The organism is Pseudomonas sp. HP_08 (assembly GCF_055284095.1).
In genome coordinates this window covers 1-15,718 of record NZ_JBTOQC010000052.1, presented here as the reverse complement: position 1 = coordinate 15,718, position 15,718 = coordinate 1, and the positions used below count along the sequence as shown (strand labels likewise).

The 15,718-nt window shown below is 61.3% G+C and carries 10 protein-coding genes and 2 tRNA genes; 9 read left to right on the top strand and 3 right to left on the bottom strand.

From position 1 onward, the window contains the following. Nucleotides 1-45: 45 nt before the first annotated feature. Nucleotides 46-132 (bottom strand) — tRNA-Leu (locus ACYAS9_RS27925). Between the two features lie 79 nt (nt 133-211). Continuing rightward, nucleotides 212-298 (bottom strand) — tRNA-Leu (locus ACYAS9_RS27920). A gap of 226 nt (nt 299-524) precedes the next feature. On the opposite strand from ACYAS9_RS27920, the gene rnr reads away from it, so the two are divergent. From rnr to dnaB, 7 genes are all read left to right on the top strand, one after another. Continuing rightward, a complete protein-coding gene (rnr, locus tag ACYAS9_RS27915; RefSeq protein WP_463571720.1) occupies nt 525-3,137 on the top strand; it encodes a ribonuclease R in 2,613 nt (870 codons plus the stop codon). Further along, entirely contained in the window at nt 3,134-3,892 is a 759-nt protein-coding gene (gene rlmB / locus ACYAS9_RS27910) for a 23S rRNA (guanosine(2251)-2'-O)-methyltransferase RlmB (RefSeq protein ID WP_463571718.1), read from the top strand. The genes rnr and rlmB overlap by 4 nt, the downstream gene beginning before the upstream one ends. Before the next feature lie 212 nt (nt 3,893-4,104). Beyond that, nucleotides 4,105-4,530 (top strand): 30S ribosomal protein S6, encoded by a 426-nt coding sequence (gene rpsF / locus ACYAS9_RS27905; RefSeq protein ID WP_109512918.1) that lies wholly within the window; start codon nt 4,105-4,107, stop codon nt 4,528-4,530. Between the two features lie 28 nt (nt 4,531-4,558). After that, nucleotides 4,559-4,789 carry a 30S ribosomal protein S18 gene (rpsR, locus tag ACYAS9_RS27900; RefSeq protein WP_002551829.1) on the top strand — a complete coding sequence of 77 codons (231 nt, stop codon included), beginning with the start codon at nt 4,559-4,561 and terminating at the stop codon, nt 4,787-4,789. Nucleotides 4,790-4,828: 39 nt separating this feature from the next. After that, nucleotides 4,829-5,725 carry a YybS family protein gene (locus ACYAS9_RS27895; protein WP_463571717.1) on the top strand — a complete coding sequence of 299 codons (897 nt, stop codon included), beginning with the start codon at nt 4,829-4,831 and terminating at the stop codon, nt 5,723-5,725. An 18-nt stretch (nt 5,726-5,743) separates the two neighbouring features. Continuing rightward, nucleotides 5,744-6,190 carry a 50S ribosomal protein L9 gene (gene rplI / locus ACYAS9_RS27890; protein WP_056840673.1) on the top strand — a complete coding sequence of 149 codons (447 nt, stop codon included), beginning with the start codon at nt 5,744-5,746 and terminating at the stop codon, nt 6,188-6,190. A 121-nt stretch (nt 6,191-6,311) separates the two neighbouring features. Further along, nucleotides 6,312-7,706 carry a replicative DNA helicase gene (dnaB, locus tag ACYAS9_RS27885; protein ID WP_463571715.1) on the top strand — a complete coding sequence of 465 codons (1,395 nt, stop codon included), beginning with the start codon at nt 6,312-6,314 and terminating at the stop codon, nt 7,704-7,706. Nucleotides 7,707-7,742: 36 nt separating this feature from the next. On the opposite strand, the gene ACYAS9_RS27880 is transcribed toward dnaB, so the two are convergent. Continuing rightward, complete coding sequence (locus tag ACYAS9_RS27880) at nt 7,743-9,365, bottom strand: ATP-binding cassette domain-containing protein (RefSeq protein WP_463571714.1); 1,623 nt, start codon at nt 9,363-9,365, stop codon at nt 7,743-7,745. A 344-nt stretch (nt 9,366-9,709) separates the two neighbouring features. Here ACYAS9_RS27880 and ACYAS9_RS27875 point away from each other — a divergent pair, with 344 nt between their 5' ends. Beyond that, entirely contained in the window at nt 9,710-12,022 is a 2,313-nt protein-coding gene (locus tag ACYAS9_RS27875) for a YgiQ family radical SAM protein (protein WP_463571713.1), read from the top strand. A 265-nt stretch (nt 12,023-12,287) separates the two neighbouring features. Next, a complete protein-coding gene (locus ACYAS9_RS27870; RefSeq protein ID WP_463571712.1) occupies nt 12,288-15,557 on the top strand; it encodes a transglutaminase family protein in 3,270 nt (1,089 codons plus the stop codon). Nucleotides 15,558-15,718 lie beyond the last annotated feature (161 nt).

The window sequence follows — 15,718 nt, the reverse complement described above, 5'->3', positions numbered from 1 at the left end:
CCCGGAAAGCACAAAACCGAGCGCTTGGCTCGGTTTTGTTTGAATTGGTGCCCAGGAGAAGACTCGAACTTCCACGACCGTAAGGTCACCAGCACCTGAAGCTGGCGTGTCTACCAATTTCACCACCTGGGCGGATGTAGCATTTACTGCTTTCAACCGGGATGTGAATCCTGGTCTACTTTTAAAACAAAGCGATGCTCTGTTTTTGAATTGGTGCCCAGAAGAAGACTCGAACTTCCACGACCTTGCGGTCACCAGCACCTGAAGCTGGCGTGTCTACCAATTTCACCATCTGGGCAACTCGTTGCTTTCAACAGCCTTTTCGTTTGAGAATGCTGTCTGTTTCAACTCAACACAGCCTTGGCTGTCGTTGTGGTGCGCATCTTAGGGATGGCCTTATGGCCTGTAAAGCTCTTTTTTATGATTTTTGAAAAAAAGTGATTGAGAGGGGCTGAAACGGCTTTTTCGCGTTTCAATCCTGTATATGCGAAACTGCGCCCTTCCGAAAAGGTGAATGAATACTAATGGCCGATTGGCAGTCCCTCGATCCCGAGGCCGCTCGTGAAGCGGAAAAATACGAAAACCCCATTCCCAGCCGCGAGCTGATCCTGCAGCACCTTGCCGAGCGTGGTTCGCCGGCCAGTCGCGAGCAACTGGTCGACGAGTTCGGCCTGGTCACCGAAGATCAATTCGAGGCCCTGCGCCGCCGCTTGCGCGCGATGGAGCGCGACGGTCAATTGATCTACACCCGTCGCGGCACCTACGCGCCGGTCGACAAGCTGGACCTGATCCTGGGCCGCATCAGCGGTCACCGTGACGGTTTCGGCTTCCTGATTCCCGACGATGGCTCCGACGACCTGTTCATGAGCCCGAGCCAGATGCGTCTGGTCTTCGATGGCGACCGTGCCCTGGCGCGGGTTTCCGGTCTGGACCGTCGCGGTCGCCGTGAAGGTGTGATCGTCGAGGTCATTTCCCGCGCGCACGAATCCATTGTGGGTCGCTATTTCGAAGAAAGCGGCATTGGTTTCGTCACCCCCGACAACCCCAAGATCCAGCAGGAAGTGCTGGTGACTACCGGCCGCAATGGCGGCGCGAAAGTCGGTCAGTTCGTCGAGGTGAAGATCACCCACTGGCCAACCCCGCGCTTCCAGCCGCAGGGCGATGTGGTCGAGGTCGTGGGCAACTATATGGCGCCGGGCATGGAAATCGACGTTGCCCTGCGCAGCTACGATATTCCCCATGTGTGGCCACAAGGTGTTCTCAAGGAAGCGGCGCGGCTCAAGCCCGAAGTCGAAGAGAAGGACAAGGCCAACCGCATCGATCTGCGTCACCTGCCATTCGTGACCATCGACGGTGAAGACGCCCGCGACTTCGACGATGCCGTTTACTGCGAAGCGCGCCCTGGCAAGCTGCGCCTGTTCTCCGGTGGCTGGAAGCTGTACGTGGCGATCGCCGACGTTTCCAGTTACGTGAAAATCGGCTCGGCCCTCGACGACGAAGCTCAGGTACGTGGCAACTCGGTGTACTTCCCCGAGCGCGTCGTGCCGATGCTGCCTGAAGAGCTGTCCAACGGCCTGTGCTCGCTGAACCCGCACGTCGACCGGCTGGCGATGGTCTGTGAGATGGACTTCTCCAAGACCGGCGAAATGGTTGATTACGTCTTCTACGAGGCGGTCATCCACTCGCATGCGCGCCTGACCTATAACAAGGTCAGCACCATCCTTGAGCACGGCCGTACCTCCGAAGCGCGCAAGTTGCGCGACGAATACAACGAAGTGGTGCCGGACCTCAAGCAGCTTTATGCACTGTATAAAGTGCTGCTGGGCGCGCGCCATGCGCGTGGCGCAATCGACTTCGAAACCCAGGAAACGCGGATCATCTTCGGTGCAGAGCGCAAGATTGCCGAGATTCGCCCGACCACTCGCAACGATGCGCACAAGCTGATCGAAGAGTGCATGCTGGCCGCCAACGTGGCCACTGCCGAGTTTCTCAAAAAGCATGAGATCCCGGCGTTGTACCGCGTCCACGACGGCCCGCCGCCAGAGCGTCTGGAAAAGCTCAGCGCTTTCCTTGGCGAGCTGGGACTGTCGCTGCACAAGGGCAAGGACGGTCCGTCGCCCAAGGATTATCAGGCCCTGCTGGAAACCGTGCGCGAGCGCCCGGACCATCACCTGATCCAGACCGTGATGCTGCGTTCGTTGAGCCAGGCGGTATACACCGCCGACAACAACGGCCACTTCGGCCTGAATTACGAGGCCTACACGCACTTCACCTCGCCGATTCGCCGCTACCCGGACCTGCTCACCCATCGGGCGATCCGCAGCGTGATCCGCTCCAAGCGCGAGACCTCGCACGTGCGCCGTGCCGATGCCGCCACGATTCCGAAAGCGCGCATCTACCCGTACGACGAGCCGCAGCTTGAGCAACTGGGCGAACAATGCTCGATGAGCGAGCGCCGTGCCGACGAAGCCACTCGCGATGTCGTGAACTGGCTCAAGTGCGAGTTCATGAAAGACCGTGTGGGCGAGTCCTTCCCGGGCCTGATCACTGCTGTGACCGGTTTCGGCCTGTTCGTCGAGCTGATCGACATCTATGTCGAAGGCCTGGTGCACGTCACCGCGCTGCCGGACGACTATTACCATTTCGACCCGGTGCACCATCGCCTGGCCGGTGAGCGCAGAGGTCGCAGCTACCGTTTGGGCGACACCGTCGAGGTCAAGGTCATGCGTGTCGACCTGGACGAGCGCAAGATCGACTTCGAAGTCTCGGCCAAGGCCACTTCGATTGCGCCAGCCAGCCGTGGCAAGCGTCGTTTGCACGACACCACGCCGCCTGCCGAGACCAAGCAGACTGCAACGCCGGTACCGCCTGCTCGCAGCGATCGCCGCAAGACGACCGACAAGTCCTCGGACAAAGCCTCGGGCAAGCGCGCTGTCAGCGATGCGTATTACCCCAGCGACGCAGTGGCCAAGAATGCCGAGGTGCGTAAAAGTCGGGAATTGAAACAGGCGTTGCTGGCTGAAGCCAAGGGGGCCGGCAAATCGTCGGGCAAGCCTTCGCGCAGTGAAGAGTCGTCTGCCAAGCCCAGCAAGCACCGCAAGGGGCCGTCACGGTCCAAAACCAAGGCCAAGTCATGAGTGATCTGGAAAAAGTCTACGGCGTGCATGCCGTAGAAGCGTTGTTGCGTCATCACCCCAAGCGGGTCAAGCAGATCTGGCTGGCTGAAGGACGCAGCGAGCCGCGCGTCCAGACGCTGGTCGAGCTGGCCGGGCAGAACCGTGTCCAGATCGGTCAGGCCGAACGCCGCGAGATGGATGCCTGGGTTGAAGGCGTTCATCAGGGCGTCGTGGCCGAAGTCAGCCCCAGCCAGGTCTGGGGCGAGGCGATGCTCGATGAGCTGCTTGAGCGTCATGAAGGCCCGCCGCTGTTGCTGGTGCTCGACGGCGTGACCGACCCGCACAACCTTGGCGCTTGCCTGCGTACCGCCGATGCGGCCGGTGCGCTGGCAGTGCTGGTGCCCAAGGATAAATCGGCGACGCTCAATTCGACCGTGCGCAAGGTTGCCTGCGGCGCCGCTGAAGTGATTCCGCTGGTGGCCGTGACCAACCTGGCCCGGACCCTGGAAAAACTCCAGAATCGCGGGCTGTGGATCGTCGGCACAGCCGGCGAAGCCGAGCAGGAACTGTACGAGCAGGACCTGACCGGGCCGATCGTGCTGGTCATGGGCGCCGAAGGCAAAGGCATGCGCCGCCTGACCCGCGAGCATTGCGATTTTCTGGTGCGCCTGCCGATGGCGGGCAGCGTCAGCAGCCTCAATGTCTCGGTGGCCACCGGTGTGTGCCTGTTCGAAGCGCTGCGCCAGCGCGGCGCCAAGGCGGCCGGCAAGAAATAAGCCGCTCCTCTGCTGGCTGTCATCTCTGCGGGCAAGGACATTGTTCAAATATTCACCAATGTCCTTGCACCGCTATCGCCCCTTCTCTACAATTGCGCCCCTTGCTGCCACGGCAGGCCATCATGTGCCCGTGCGTGAGCAAGGCAAACACGAGTCATTCACTCCTTGTCTGACCACATTTCGTGGCAGGCTACAACCCGTAAGGAGCATTCATGCGTCATTACGAAATCATCTTTTTGGTCCACCCGGATCAAAGCGAACAAGTCGGCGGCATGGTTGAGCGTTACACCAAGCTGATCGAAGAAGACGGTGGCCAGGTTCACCGTCTGGAAGATTGGGGCCGTCGTCAACTGGCCTATGCAATCAACAATGTTCACAAGGCTCACTACGTGATGCTGAACGTTGAGTGCACTGGCAAGGCTCTGGCCGAGCTGGAAGACAACTTCCGTTACAACGATGCCGTGATCCGTAACCTGGTCATCCGTCGCGACGAAGCCGTCACTGGCCAGTCCGAGATGCTCAAGGCTGAAGAAAACCGCAGCGAGCGCCGTGAGCGTCGTGACCGTCCTGAGCACTCTGACAGCGCCGATGGCGATGACAGCGACAACAGTGACGTTAGCGATAACGCTGACGAGTAATCCACGGACCTTTTGAGGAGCCTATTACATGGCACGTTTCTTCCGTCGTCGTAAATTCTGCCGCTTCACCGCTGAAGACGTGAAAGAGATCGATTACAAGGATCTCAACACTCTGAAAGCCTACGTATCGGAAACCGGCAAAATCGTTCCAAGCCGCATCACCGGTACCAAAGCTCGTTATCAGCGTCAGCTGGCCACCGCTATCAAGCGCGCCCGCTTCCTGGCCTTGCTGGCTTACACCGACAGCCACGGCCGCTGAGACCGGGTAGTCGACAAGACGTAACAAGGGATAGATCGCATGCGCGCCTTAGCTGAATTGATCATGCGCGGTCGTATGCAGGCCACTTTGATCGTGGCCGGATGTGCGGCATTGCCGCTGCTGTTCTGGTTGAGTGCTGCCGCAGGGTGCCTGGTGCTTCTGCGACGCGGGTTCAGTGATGCCGCCGGCATCCTGGCCTGGGCTCTGCTGCCGGCTTTGGTCTGGTGGTATTTCGGTGAACCGCGCACCGCTATGGTGTTGGTCGGTTCGCTAGGCCTGGCAATGGTTTTGCGTGCCAGCGAGTCCTGGGTCCGTGTGCTGCTTGCAAGCGTAGCGTGGGGATTGTTGTACGCAGTGATCCTGGGTTCGGTGTTCCATGAACCCATAGAGATGTTGTCGCAGGAGCTTCAGAAGCACCTGCCGGCAATGCTCCCCGGAATCTACGATCAGATGAGCGTAGAAGAACGGGCCCGTCTGGGATCCCTGATTGCACCGGTCCTCAACGGCCTGATAGCGGCTTTGTTGCAGATCGTCAGTGTGCTGACCCTGATGCTGGGGCGTTACTGGCAAGCGTTGTTGTACAACCCCGGTGGTTTCGGGCGTGAATTTCGCGCCGTGAGATTGCCGCTGATACCGATGCTGGTGCTGTTGGTGTGCATGCTGGTGGGGCCGAACTTCGGTCCGCACATGGCTATGTTGACACCGTTGTGCAGCGTGCCACTGGTGTTCGCGGGTGCCGCCCTGATTCATGGCCTGGTCGCTGAAAAGCGCCTTGGCAAGTTCTGGCTGGTGGGGATGTACATCACGCTGCTGTTGTTCATGCAGCTGATCTATCCGTTGCTCGTGGTCTTGGCCATTGTCGACAGCCTGATTGATTTTCGCGGCCGCCGGGGGTCGAAAGACGCCGGTAACGGTTCTGCGAACGGTGAAGGTTAAAAGTTAGAGGATTTCCACATGCAACTGATCCTTCTGGAAAAAGTCGCCAACCTGGGCAACCTGGGCGACAAAGTAAACGTTAAGGCCGGCTACGGTCGTAACTACCTGCTGCCTTACGGCAAGGCCACTCCTGCGACCGCTGCCAACCTGGCTGCGTTCGAAGAGCGTCGTGCCGAGCTGGAGCAGCTGGCTGCCGACAAGAAAACTTCGGCCGAAACCCGCGCCGCCCAACTGGCCGAGCTGGAAGTGACCATCACTGCCACCGCTGGCGACGAAGGCAAGCTGTTCGGTTCGATCGGTACTCACGATATCGCTGACGCACTGACCGCCTCGGGCGTTGAAGTGTCGAAAAGCGAAATTCGTCTGCCGAACGGCACCATCCGTAACGTCGGTGAATTCGATGTTGCCGTGCACCTGCACAGCGACGTTGACGCAACCGTTCGCGTTGTCGTGGTGGCTGCTTAAGCTGCACATGATCGTCTGGCGGCCTGGCCGTCAGAGGATTAACATCGGGCACGATCCTGTTCACAGGTCGTGCCCTTTGTCTTTCTGCAAGCCTGACTGAGTACCCCGAATTCCCGTGGCCATGAACGATATCTCCGCCCCCGAGCAATACGATCTGCAAACCGCTGCCCTCAAGGTGCCGCCTCACTCCATCGAAGCCGAACAGGCTGTACTCGGTGGTCTGATGCTGGACAACAACGCCTGGGAGCGCGTGCTCGATCAAGTGTCCGATGGCGATTTCTATCGACATGACCACCGTCTGATCTTCCGTGCCATCGCGCGTCTGGCCGATCAGAACCTGCCGATCGACGTGGTGACCCTGTCCGAACAGCTGGACAAGGAAGGCCAGGCCTCACAGGTCGGTGGCCTGGGCTATCTCAGTGAGCTGGCCAAGAACACCCCGTCGGTGGCCAACATCAAGGCCTATGCCCAGATCGTCCGCCAGCGGGCCACGCTGCGCCAGTTGATCGGCATCAGCACCGAGATCGCCGACAGCGCGTTCAACCCGGAAGGCCGCACCGCCGAAGAAATTCTCGACGAGGCCGAGCGGCAGATCTTCCAGATCGCCGAGGCGCGGCCCAAGACCGGTGGTCCGGTGGGCGTCAACGACCTGCTGACCCGCGCCATTGACCGCATCGACACCCTGTTCAACAGCAACAACGCCATCACCGGTCTGTCCACCGGCTACACCGACCTGGACGAAATGACCAGCGGCATGCAGCCGGCCGACCTGATCATCGTGGCCGGTCGTCCGTCGATGGGTAAGACCACCTTCGCCATGAACCTGGTGGAAAACGCCGTGTTGCGCAGCGAAAAGGCCGTACTGGTCTACTCGCTGGAGATGCCAGGCGAATCGCTGATGATGCGGATGCTGTCCTCGCTGGGCCGTATCGACCAGACCAAGATCCGCTCCGGGCAACTGGACGACGACGACTGGCCGCGCCTGACGTCGGCGGTCAACCTGCTCAACGACCGCAAGCTGTTCATCGATGACACCGCCGGTATCAGCCCGTCGGAAATGCGTGCCCGCACGCGCCGGGTGGCCCGTGAGCATGGCGACATCGGCATGATCATGATTGACTACCTGCAATTGATGAAAGTCCCGGGCGCCGCCGGCGACAACCGTACCAACGAGATCTCCGAGATCTCGCGCTCGCTCAAGGCGCTGGCCAAGGAATTCAACTGCCCGGTCATCGCCCTGTCGCAGCTCAATCGCTCCCTGGAGCAACGTCCGAACAAGCGCCCGATCAACTCCGACCTTCGTGAGTCCGGTGCAATCGAGCAGGACGCCGACGTGATCATGTTCGTCTACCGTGACGAGGTGTATCACCCGGAAACCGAGTACAAGGGCATTGCCGAAATCATCATCGGTAAACAGCGTAACGGCCCGATCGGCACCTCGCGCCTGGCGTTCATCGGTAAATATACCCGCTTCGAAAACCTGGCACCGGGCAGCTATCAGTTCGACGACGATTGACCGGCGGGTTCAAGTCGTTCATAGAGACGGCAGGCGCTAAAGATAATGGCTGCCTGCTTCTATCGAGGTTATTTGCCCGCCCTCCATCCAGATCACCCGGTCAAATCGCGCCAGCGCGCTCCGGTCATGGGTGACGCAGATCAGCCCGCGGCCCTCAAGCGTCTCAAACAACAGATCCCATGTCTGTCGAGCCAGCGCCGTATCCAGGCCGCTGGTGGGCTCGTCGAACAGATTGAATTCGCCGGGCCGATTCAGAATCCGCAGCAATGACAATCGCCGCGCTTCTCCTCCGGAAATGCGTTCACCGCGCCCATCTATTTCTCGCCCGTACCACGCATGGCCTAGCCCGAGACGATTGAGCCACTGTTCAATGTGCGCCGGCTCATGAGGCTGGTCGAACAAGACCGCACGCGGTAATGGGCCCGGAATGAAACGCGGGCCTTGGGGGCAGAGGCGTAGCCGCGCAAGCTGGCTTGATGCATCGAGATGTTCTATCGCCTGCCCGGCCAGTTGAAGATGCTGGCGCAATGGCTGAAGAGTGCCGGCAAGTGCATGCAGCAGCGTCGACTTGCCGGCGCCGCTGGGGCCTGCCAGTGCAACCCGCTCGCCCCTGTATATGGTCAGAGGCGCTGAGAGCTGCAGGCGTAACTCGTCGCGCTCCCATAAGGAACAGGCCTCCAGGTGCAGGCTTGCCTCGCGATCGGTTATGCACAAAGGTGCCGGTGAAGATGAGCCAAACGCTGGCAATCCTAGCCAGTGATCGAGCTTTTGCCGGTCGGCGCGGAACTGGTCAAGCATCCGCCAGGCCTCGGCCAGTTGTGCAACGCCTGCCAACAAGCCGCTGACCAGTGTGAACAGTGCAACGAGTTCGCCCAGGCTGAGTAGCGGCGAGGCCTGGGCCCGGTCATTGATCCCCCAGGCCAGCAGCGCACCGCTGCCCAGTCCGATGAACAGAATCCGCGCTGCCTGCAGTGCGCCGCCGGAACCGGCCACCCGCACGGCTGCATCGGCGTAATGGCTCAAGGTTTGCTCCACCGGCGTCATCGCGGCATCCTGCGCCCGCTCAAGTTTCACCGTGGCGGCGCTGGCGAATGTGTCCACCCATTGCTCGGCCAGATCGTCTTCGCGGGCATTGACGGCCTCGATCTGCGGGCGCCGCCAACGCACCAGCAGGCTGTTCACCCACAGATAGGCCAGGCTGAGTGGCAACAGGCCCAGCAGCACTTGCCCCGCACCCAGATAAACAAACAGTCCGCCAAGCACCAGCGCTTCGGCCAGCACAGGCCATGCAGAACCTATCAAAAAGCCCAGCCAGCGTTCCTGGGCGGTGATACCGCGGTCCAGTACCTTGACCAGCGTGCCACCGTGCAGTTTTCCGTAGGCCTCGAAGCGTTTGTCCAGTAGATCGCGACACCAGCGTGCCGACAGGTTGCGCACCCGATCCTGGCAAAGGCGCGCCAGACACCAGGCCTGCAAGGGCGTTAACAGCGCCTGGACGCCGACCAACACCAGAAACAGCCAAAGCAATGCCGAAAGCGACTGGCCGGGATGCGCAAGGCTGTCGATGATATCGGCCAGTACCAGCGCCGGCACAATCGTTGCGATCTTCAGGAACAGCGTGACTCCCAAGGCGAGGATGAGGCCTTTGACAATAGGCATATTGATCTCTGGTCATTTTCGATAGGCAGGCACAAGCACCTCATTGTCAGAGGTGAGCAGTGCTCGCTCAATGCCGATACGGGCCATGGGCAATGCAGGTGTTGTAGGAAAAGCTTTAAAAAATTGAAGGGATTTTCTTGTGGGGCTGGTCCTGTTCAGGTTTTTGTTCCTAAACAATGACTTGTAGAAAGATCACGTTAAAGGCTTGGGCCAGCGCTGTTTCACAATAAACACAGCCTTGAGCAAGCAAGGACAAATCCGACCATTGCAGTCGGATGTGATCAAAATTTGTGCTATATTCCGCGCCCGCGATTTTCCTGCACAACAACGATCGGTCACCGCCCATGCAAGCAGCCAAGCCGTTATTTGACTATCCCAAGTACTGGGCCGAATGTTTCGGACCAGCGCCCTTCCTGCCGATGAGCCGGGAAGAGATGGATCAGCTTGGCTGGGATTCGTGCGACATCATCATCATTTCCGGTGATGCGTACGTCGACCATCCCTCCTTTGGCATGGCGATCATCGGTCGCTTGCTGGAGTCCCAGGGTTTTCGGGTCGGCATCATTGCCCAGCCGGACTGGACCTCCAAAGACGACTTCATGAAGCTGGGCGAGCCGAACCTGTTCTTCGGTGTCGCGGCCGGCAACATGGACTCGATGATCAACCGCTACACCGCCGACAAGAAGATCCGCTCCGACGACGCCTATACGCCAGGCGGCATGGCCGGCAAGCGTCCTGACCGCGCCAGCCTGGTGTACAGCCAGCGCTGCAAGGAAGCCTACAAGCATGTGCCGATCGTGCTCGGCGGCATCGAGGCTTCGTTGCGCCGCATCGCGCACTACGATTACTGGCAGGACAAGGTTCGTCACTCGATCCTGGTTGACGCCTGCGCCGACATCCTGCTGTACGGCAACGCCGAGCGTGCCGTGGTCGAGGTCGCCCAGCGCCTGTCCTACGGGCAGAAGATCGAAGACATCACCGATGTGCGCGGTACGGTGTTCATCCGTCGCGACACGCCCAAGGGCTGGTACGAGGTCGACTCGACCCGTATCGACCGTCCGGGCAAGGTCGACAAGATCATCAACCCGTACGTGAACACCCAGGACACTCAGGCGTGTGCCATCGAGCAGTCCAAGGGCGAGGTCGAAGACCCGAACGAAGCCAAGGTCGTGCAGATTCTCGAAAGCCCGCACATGACCCGCGACAAGACCGTGCTGCGTCTGCCGTCGTTCGAGAAAGTGCGCAACGACCCGGTGCTTTACGCTCACGCCAACCGCGTGCTGCACCTGGAAACCAACCCGGGCAACGCCCGCGCGCTGGTGCAGAAGCATGGCGACGTCGATATCTGGCTCAACCCGCCGCCGATTCCGATGACCACCGAAGAAATGGACTACGTGTTCGGCATGCCGTACGCCCGTGTTCCGCACCCGGTCTACGGCAAGGAAAAAATTCCGGCCTACGACATGATCCGTTTCTCGGTGAACATCATGCGTGGCTGCTTCGGTGGCTGCACCTTCTGCTCGATCACCGAGCACGAAGGGCGGATCATCCAGAACCGTTCTCACGAATCGATCATTCGCGAGATCGAAGAAATCCGCGACAAGGTGCCGGGCTTCACCGGGGTGATTTCCGACCTCGGCGGACCGACCGCGAACATGTACCGCATCGCCTGCAAGAGTCCGGAAATCGAATCCGCCTGCCGCAAGCCATCGTGCGTGTTCCCCGGCATCTGCCCGAACCTGAACACCGACCACTCGGCGCTGATCCAGCTGTACCGCAGTGCGCGTGCGTTGCCGGGTGTGAAGAAGATTCTGATTGCCTCGGGCCTGCGCTACGACCTGGCGGTCGAGTCGCCGGAGTACGTCAAGGAGCTGGTGACCCACCACGTTGGCGGCTACCTGAAGATCGCCCCGGAACACACCGAGGAAGGTCCGCTCAACCAGATGATGAAGCCGGGCATCGGCAGTTATGACCGCTTCAAGCGCATGTTCGAGAAGTACTCGAAAGAGGCGGGCAAGGAACAGTACCTGATCCCGTACTTCATCGCCGCGCACCCTGGCACCACCGACGAAGACATGATGAACCTGGCGCTGTGGCTCAAGCGCAACGGCTTCCGTGCCGACCAGGTGCAGGCTTTCTATCCGTCGCCAATGGCCTCGGCAACCGCCATGTACCACTCGGGCAAGAACCCGCTGCGCAAGGTCACCTACAAGAGTGACAACCTGACCATCGTCAAGAGCGATGAGCAGCGTCGCTTGCACAAGGCTTTCTTGCGCTACCACGATCCGAAGGGCTGGCCGATGCTGCGCGAAGCACTGGAGCGCATGGGCCGTGCCGACCTCATCGGCTCGGGCAAGGAGCAATTGATTCCGCTGCACCAGCCGGCGACTGACAGCTACCAGAGTGCGCGTCGCAAGAACTCGACGCCGTCGGGCAGCCACAAGGTCGGCAAGGACAGCAAGAAAGACACCGGCAAGATCCTGACCCAGCACACCGGCCTGCCGCCGCGTGCCAGCGACGGCAGCAAGCCGTGGGACAAGCGCGAACAGGCCAAGGCCGCCGCCGAAGCCCGCAACAAACAGGCCGCGCGCGACCGTGCGCAGGCCGGCAAGAAAGGCAGCAACAAGCCTGCGCGGCAGCCGGTAGTGCCGCGCTGACAGTGTTTGCCTGATGCACATGACGCCAGCCTTCGGGTTGGCGTCATGCGTTTGGGGCAGCGAACACGCCAAACCCTGGACGTTGCGCTGCGTCAGCGGCGCCCCTTTTCCGTGCATCACCACGCACACGCAATGAACTCTGGCGCCGTTATGGTGCTCTGCTTGTCTTTAGGCGCATTATCCATGCCTTGGGCGCCGTGCATGTCGCTGGTGGCATAAGTCTTGCGCGGCCCGAGGACTTGTTCAGGCTCGCAGGAGGCACGCCGTGTCGATTCATATCGCCTTGCACCACGTCACGCATTACCGTTACGAACGCGCCGTCGAACTGGGGCCTCAAGTAGTTCGCTTGCGTCCGGCAGCCCATAGCCGCACGCGGGTGTTGTCCTACTCGCTGAAAGTGTTGCCAGAGAATCACTTCATCAACTGGCAACAGGACCCGCAGGGCAATTATCTGGCGCGCCTGGTTTTCCCCGAGAAGACCCGGGAGCTGCGCATCGAGGTCGATCTGGTCGCCGAAATGGCGGTGTTCAACCCGTTCGACTTCTTCCTTGAACCCTACGCAGAAAAGATTCCGTTCACCTACGCCAGCGAAGAGCTGCGCGAGCTGGCGCCGTACCTTGAAAAGCTGCCGCTGACGCCGAAGTTTGCCGAATATCTGCAAGGCATATCGCGCGAGCCGTTGCCCAGCATCGATTTCCTGGTGGCGCTCAACCAGCGGGTCAACAGCGACATCGGTTACCTGATCCGCATGGAGCCGGGCGTACAGACGCCTGAGCAAACGCTGGGTAACGCCTCCGGTTCATGCCGTGACTCGGCCTGGCTGCTGGTGCAGATCCTGCGTCACCTGGGCCTGGCGGCGCGTTTCGTGTCCGGCTACCTGATCCAGCTCAAGGCCGATGTCCAGGCGCTGGACGGGCCGTCGGGCACCGATATCGACTTCACCGACCTGCACGCCTGGTGCGAGGTGTACCTGCCGGGCGCAGGCTGGATCGGCCTGGATGCCACCTCAGGCCTGCTGGCCGGCGAAGGGCACATTCCGCTGGCGTGCAGCCCGGAGCCGTCTTCTGCCGCGCCGATCAGCGGTCTGGTCGAACCGTGCGAAAGCGAGTTCAGCCACGAGATGTCGGTGACCCGTATCTGGGAAGCACCGCGTGTCACTCATCCGTACAGCGATGAGCAGTGGGGCGAGATTCTCGCGCTCGGCCAGCAGATCGACCGTGACCTTGAGCAGGGCGACGTGCGCCTGACCATGGGCGGCGAGCCGACGTTTGTGTCCATCGACGACCGTGACGGCGCGGAGTGGAACACCGCAGCACTGGGGCCGAACAAGCGGCGCTTGTCGGCGCAGTTGTACCAGCGCCTGCGCGAGCACTACGCGACCGGCAGCCTGGTGCACTTCGGTCAGGGCAAGTGGTACCCCGGCGAGCAGTTGCCGCGCTGGTCGCTGAACTGCTTCTGGCGCAAGGACGGCCAGCCGGTGTGGCGCAATCCTGAGCTGATCGCCGATGAGAGCCGCGAATATGCGGTCACCAGCGAGCTGGCTGAACGCTTTCTGGCCAGTGTTGCCGAGCGCCTGGGCGTCGCCTCGCGCTTTGTGTTCCCGGCTTACGAAGACAATTTCTACTACCTGTGGCGCGAAGGGCAACTGCCGGTCAACGTCAGCGCCGAAGACGCCCGGCTGAGCGACGAGATGGAGCGTGCGCGGCTGCGCAAGGTCTTCAATCAGGGGCTGGACAAGGTCATCGGCCAGGTTCTGCCGCTGGCTCGCACCGCTGCCGGCGACCAATGGCAGAGCGGACGCTGGTACCTGCGCGACGAGCACTGCCGGCTGGTGCCGGGCGACTCGGCGCTGGGCTATCGCTTGCCGCTGGCTTCACAGCCGTGGGTCAAGGCTGCCGAGTACCCGTTCATCCACCCCACCGACCTCAACCAGCCGTTCCCGGCGCTGGGCGACGCGCAAGCACCGGCGCCGTCTGCTGCACCAGACGCTGACCGGGCACCCAAGATCGACGAGTCCGCTGACTGGCTGACCCGCACCGCGTTGTGTGCCGAGGTGCGTGACGGGCGCTTGTACCTGTTCCTGCCGCCGTTGCAGAAACTGGAAGAGTTCCTGGAGCTGGTGGCGGTGATTGAAGCCACCGCCGAGGAGTTGGCGTGCCCGGTGCTGCTCGAAGGGTATGAGCCGCCGAGCGACCCGCGTCTGGCCAATTTCCGTATTACGCCGGATCCGGGCGTGATCGAGGTCAACGTCCAGCCGTCCGCTACCTGGGATGAGTTGGTCGAGCGCACCGAGTTTCTGTATGAGCAGGCGCGCCAGACCCGCCTGACCACCGAGAAATTCATGATCGACGGACGCCACACCGGCACCGGTGGCGGCAACCACTTCGTCCTGGGCGGCGCGACACCCGGCGATTCACCGTTCCTGCGCAGGCCAGACTTGCTGCGCAGCCTGATCAGCTACTGGCACAACCACCCATCGCTGTCGTACCTGTTCTCCGGGTTGTTCATCGGCCCAACCTCCCAGGCACCGCGCATCGACGAGGCGCGCAACGATTCGTTGTACGAGCTGGAAATCGCCTTTGCGCAAATGCCTGAACCGGGCGAAGAAGTCGCGCCGTGGCTGGTCGACCGCTTGCTGCGCAACCTGTTGATCGATGTCACCGGCAACACCCACCGCGCCGAGTTCTGCATCGACAAGCTGTATTCACCGGACAGCGCCAGCGGGCGCCTGGGGCTGCTGGAGCTGCGCGCCTTCGAAATGCCGCCGCATGCCCGCATGAGCCTTGCCCAGCAACTGCTGCTGCGTGCGCTGGTGGCGCGCTTCTGGCGCGAGCCTTACCAGCCCGCGCGGCTGGCGCGTTGGGGCACCGAGTTGCATGACCGCTTCATGCTCGCGCACTTCATCGAGCAGGATTTCGCCGATGTCATCACCGAACTCAACGAGGCCGGTTATCCGCTGAAAGCCGACTGGTTCGCCGCGCACCTGGAGTTCCGCTTTCCCAAAGTGGGCGATTACGCGGTCAACGGCATCGAGCTGGAACTGCGCCAGGCGCTCGAACCCTGGCATGTGCTGGGCGAGGAGGGCTCGGGCGGCGGCGCGGTGCGTTACGTCGACTCGTCGCTGGAGCGGCTGCAGGTGCGTCTCAAGGGCCTGGCGCCGCAACGTTACGTGCTGACCTGCAATGGCATTCCCGTGCCGCTGCAACCGACAGGAACGGTCGGCGAGTTCGTCGCCGGGGTGCGTTATCGTGCCTGGCAACCGGCCAACTGCCTGCAGCCGACCATCCCGGTGCATGCGCCGCTGGTTTTTGACCTCGTCGACACCTGGATGCAGCGCTCACTGGGTGGCTGCGAGTATCATGTCGCGCATCCGGGCGGGCGCAACTACGAAACCCTGCCGGTCAACGGTAACGAAGCGGAAAGCCGGCGCCTGGCGCGCTTCTTCCGTTTCGGCCACACACCGGGCAAGCTCAGTGTTGCGGCGCTCAATATTAACGACGAGCTGCCGATGACGCTGGATATGCGCCGCCACTGAACGGAACGTCGGGACTGACTGATCGCGATTGACGGCCCGCCGCCCCGGGGCCCCAACAAAAACGCCGGGGCGGAATTTTGGGGGGCGCCCGCAAAGTAAAAAACGAGGGGTGTAACATGGGGGCCCAAGCCCAAAGACCAGCCCGGAGGGGCGGGTGTGGG

Coding starts and splice junctions, on each gene's coding strand:
- ACYAS9_RS27875 (WP_463571713.1), top strand. CDS start 9,710: ATGCAAGCAGCCAAGCCGTTATTTGACTATCCCAAGTACTGGGCCGAA.
- rplI (WP_056840673.1), top strand. CDS start 5,744: ATGCAACTGATCCTTCTGGAAAAAGTCGCCAACCTGGGCAACCTGGGC.
- rnr (WP_463571720.1), top strand. CDS start 525: ATGGCCGATTGGCAGTCCCTCGATCCCGAGGCCGCTCGTGAAGCGGAA.
- rlmB (WP_463571718.1), top strand. CDS start 3,134: ATGAGTGATCTGGAAAAAGTCTACGGCGTGCATGCCGTAGAAGCGTTG.
- dnaB (WP_463571715.1), top strand. CDS start 6,312: ATGAACGATATCTCCGCCCCCGAGCAATACGATCTGCAAACCGCTGCC.
- rpsF (WP_109512918.1), top strand. CDS start 4,105: ATGCGTCATTACGAAATCATCTTTTTGGTCCACCCGGATCAAAGCGAA.
- ACYAS9_RS27895 (WP_463571717.1), top strand. CDS start 4,829: ATGCGCGCCTTAGCTGAATTGATCATGCGCGGTCGTATGCAGGCCACT.
- ACYAS9_RS27880 (WP_463571714.1), bottom strand. CDS start 9,365: ATGCCTATTGTCAAAGGCCTCATCCTCGCCTTGGGAGTCACGCTGTTC.
- rpsR (WP_002551829.1), top strand. CDS start 4,559: ATGGCACGTTTCTTCCGTCGTCGTAAATTCTGCCGCTTCACCGCTGAA.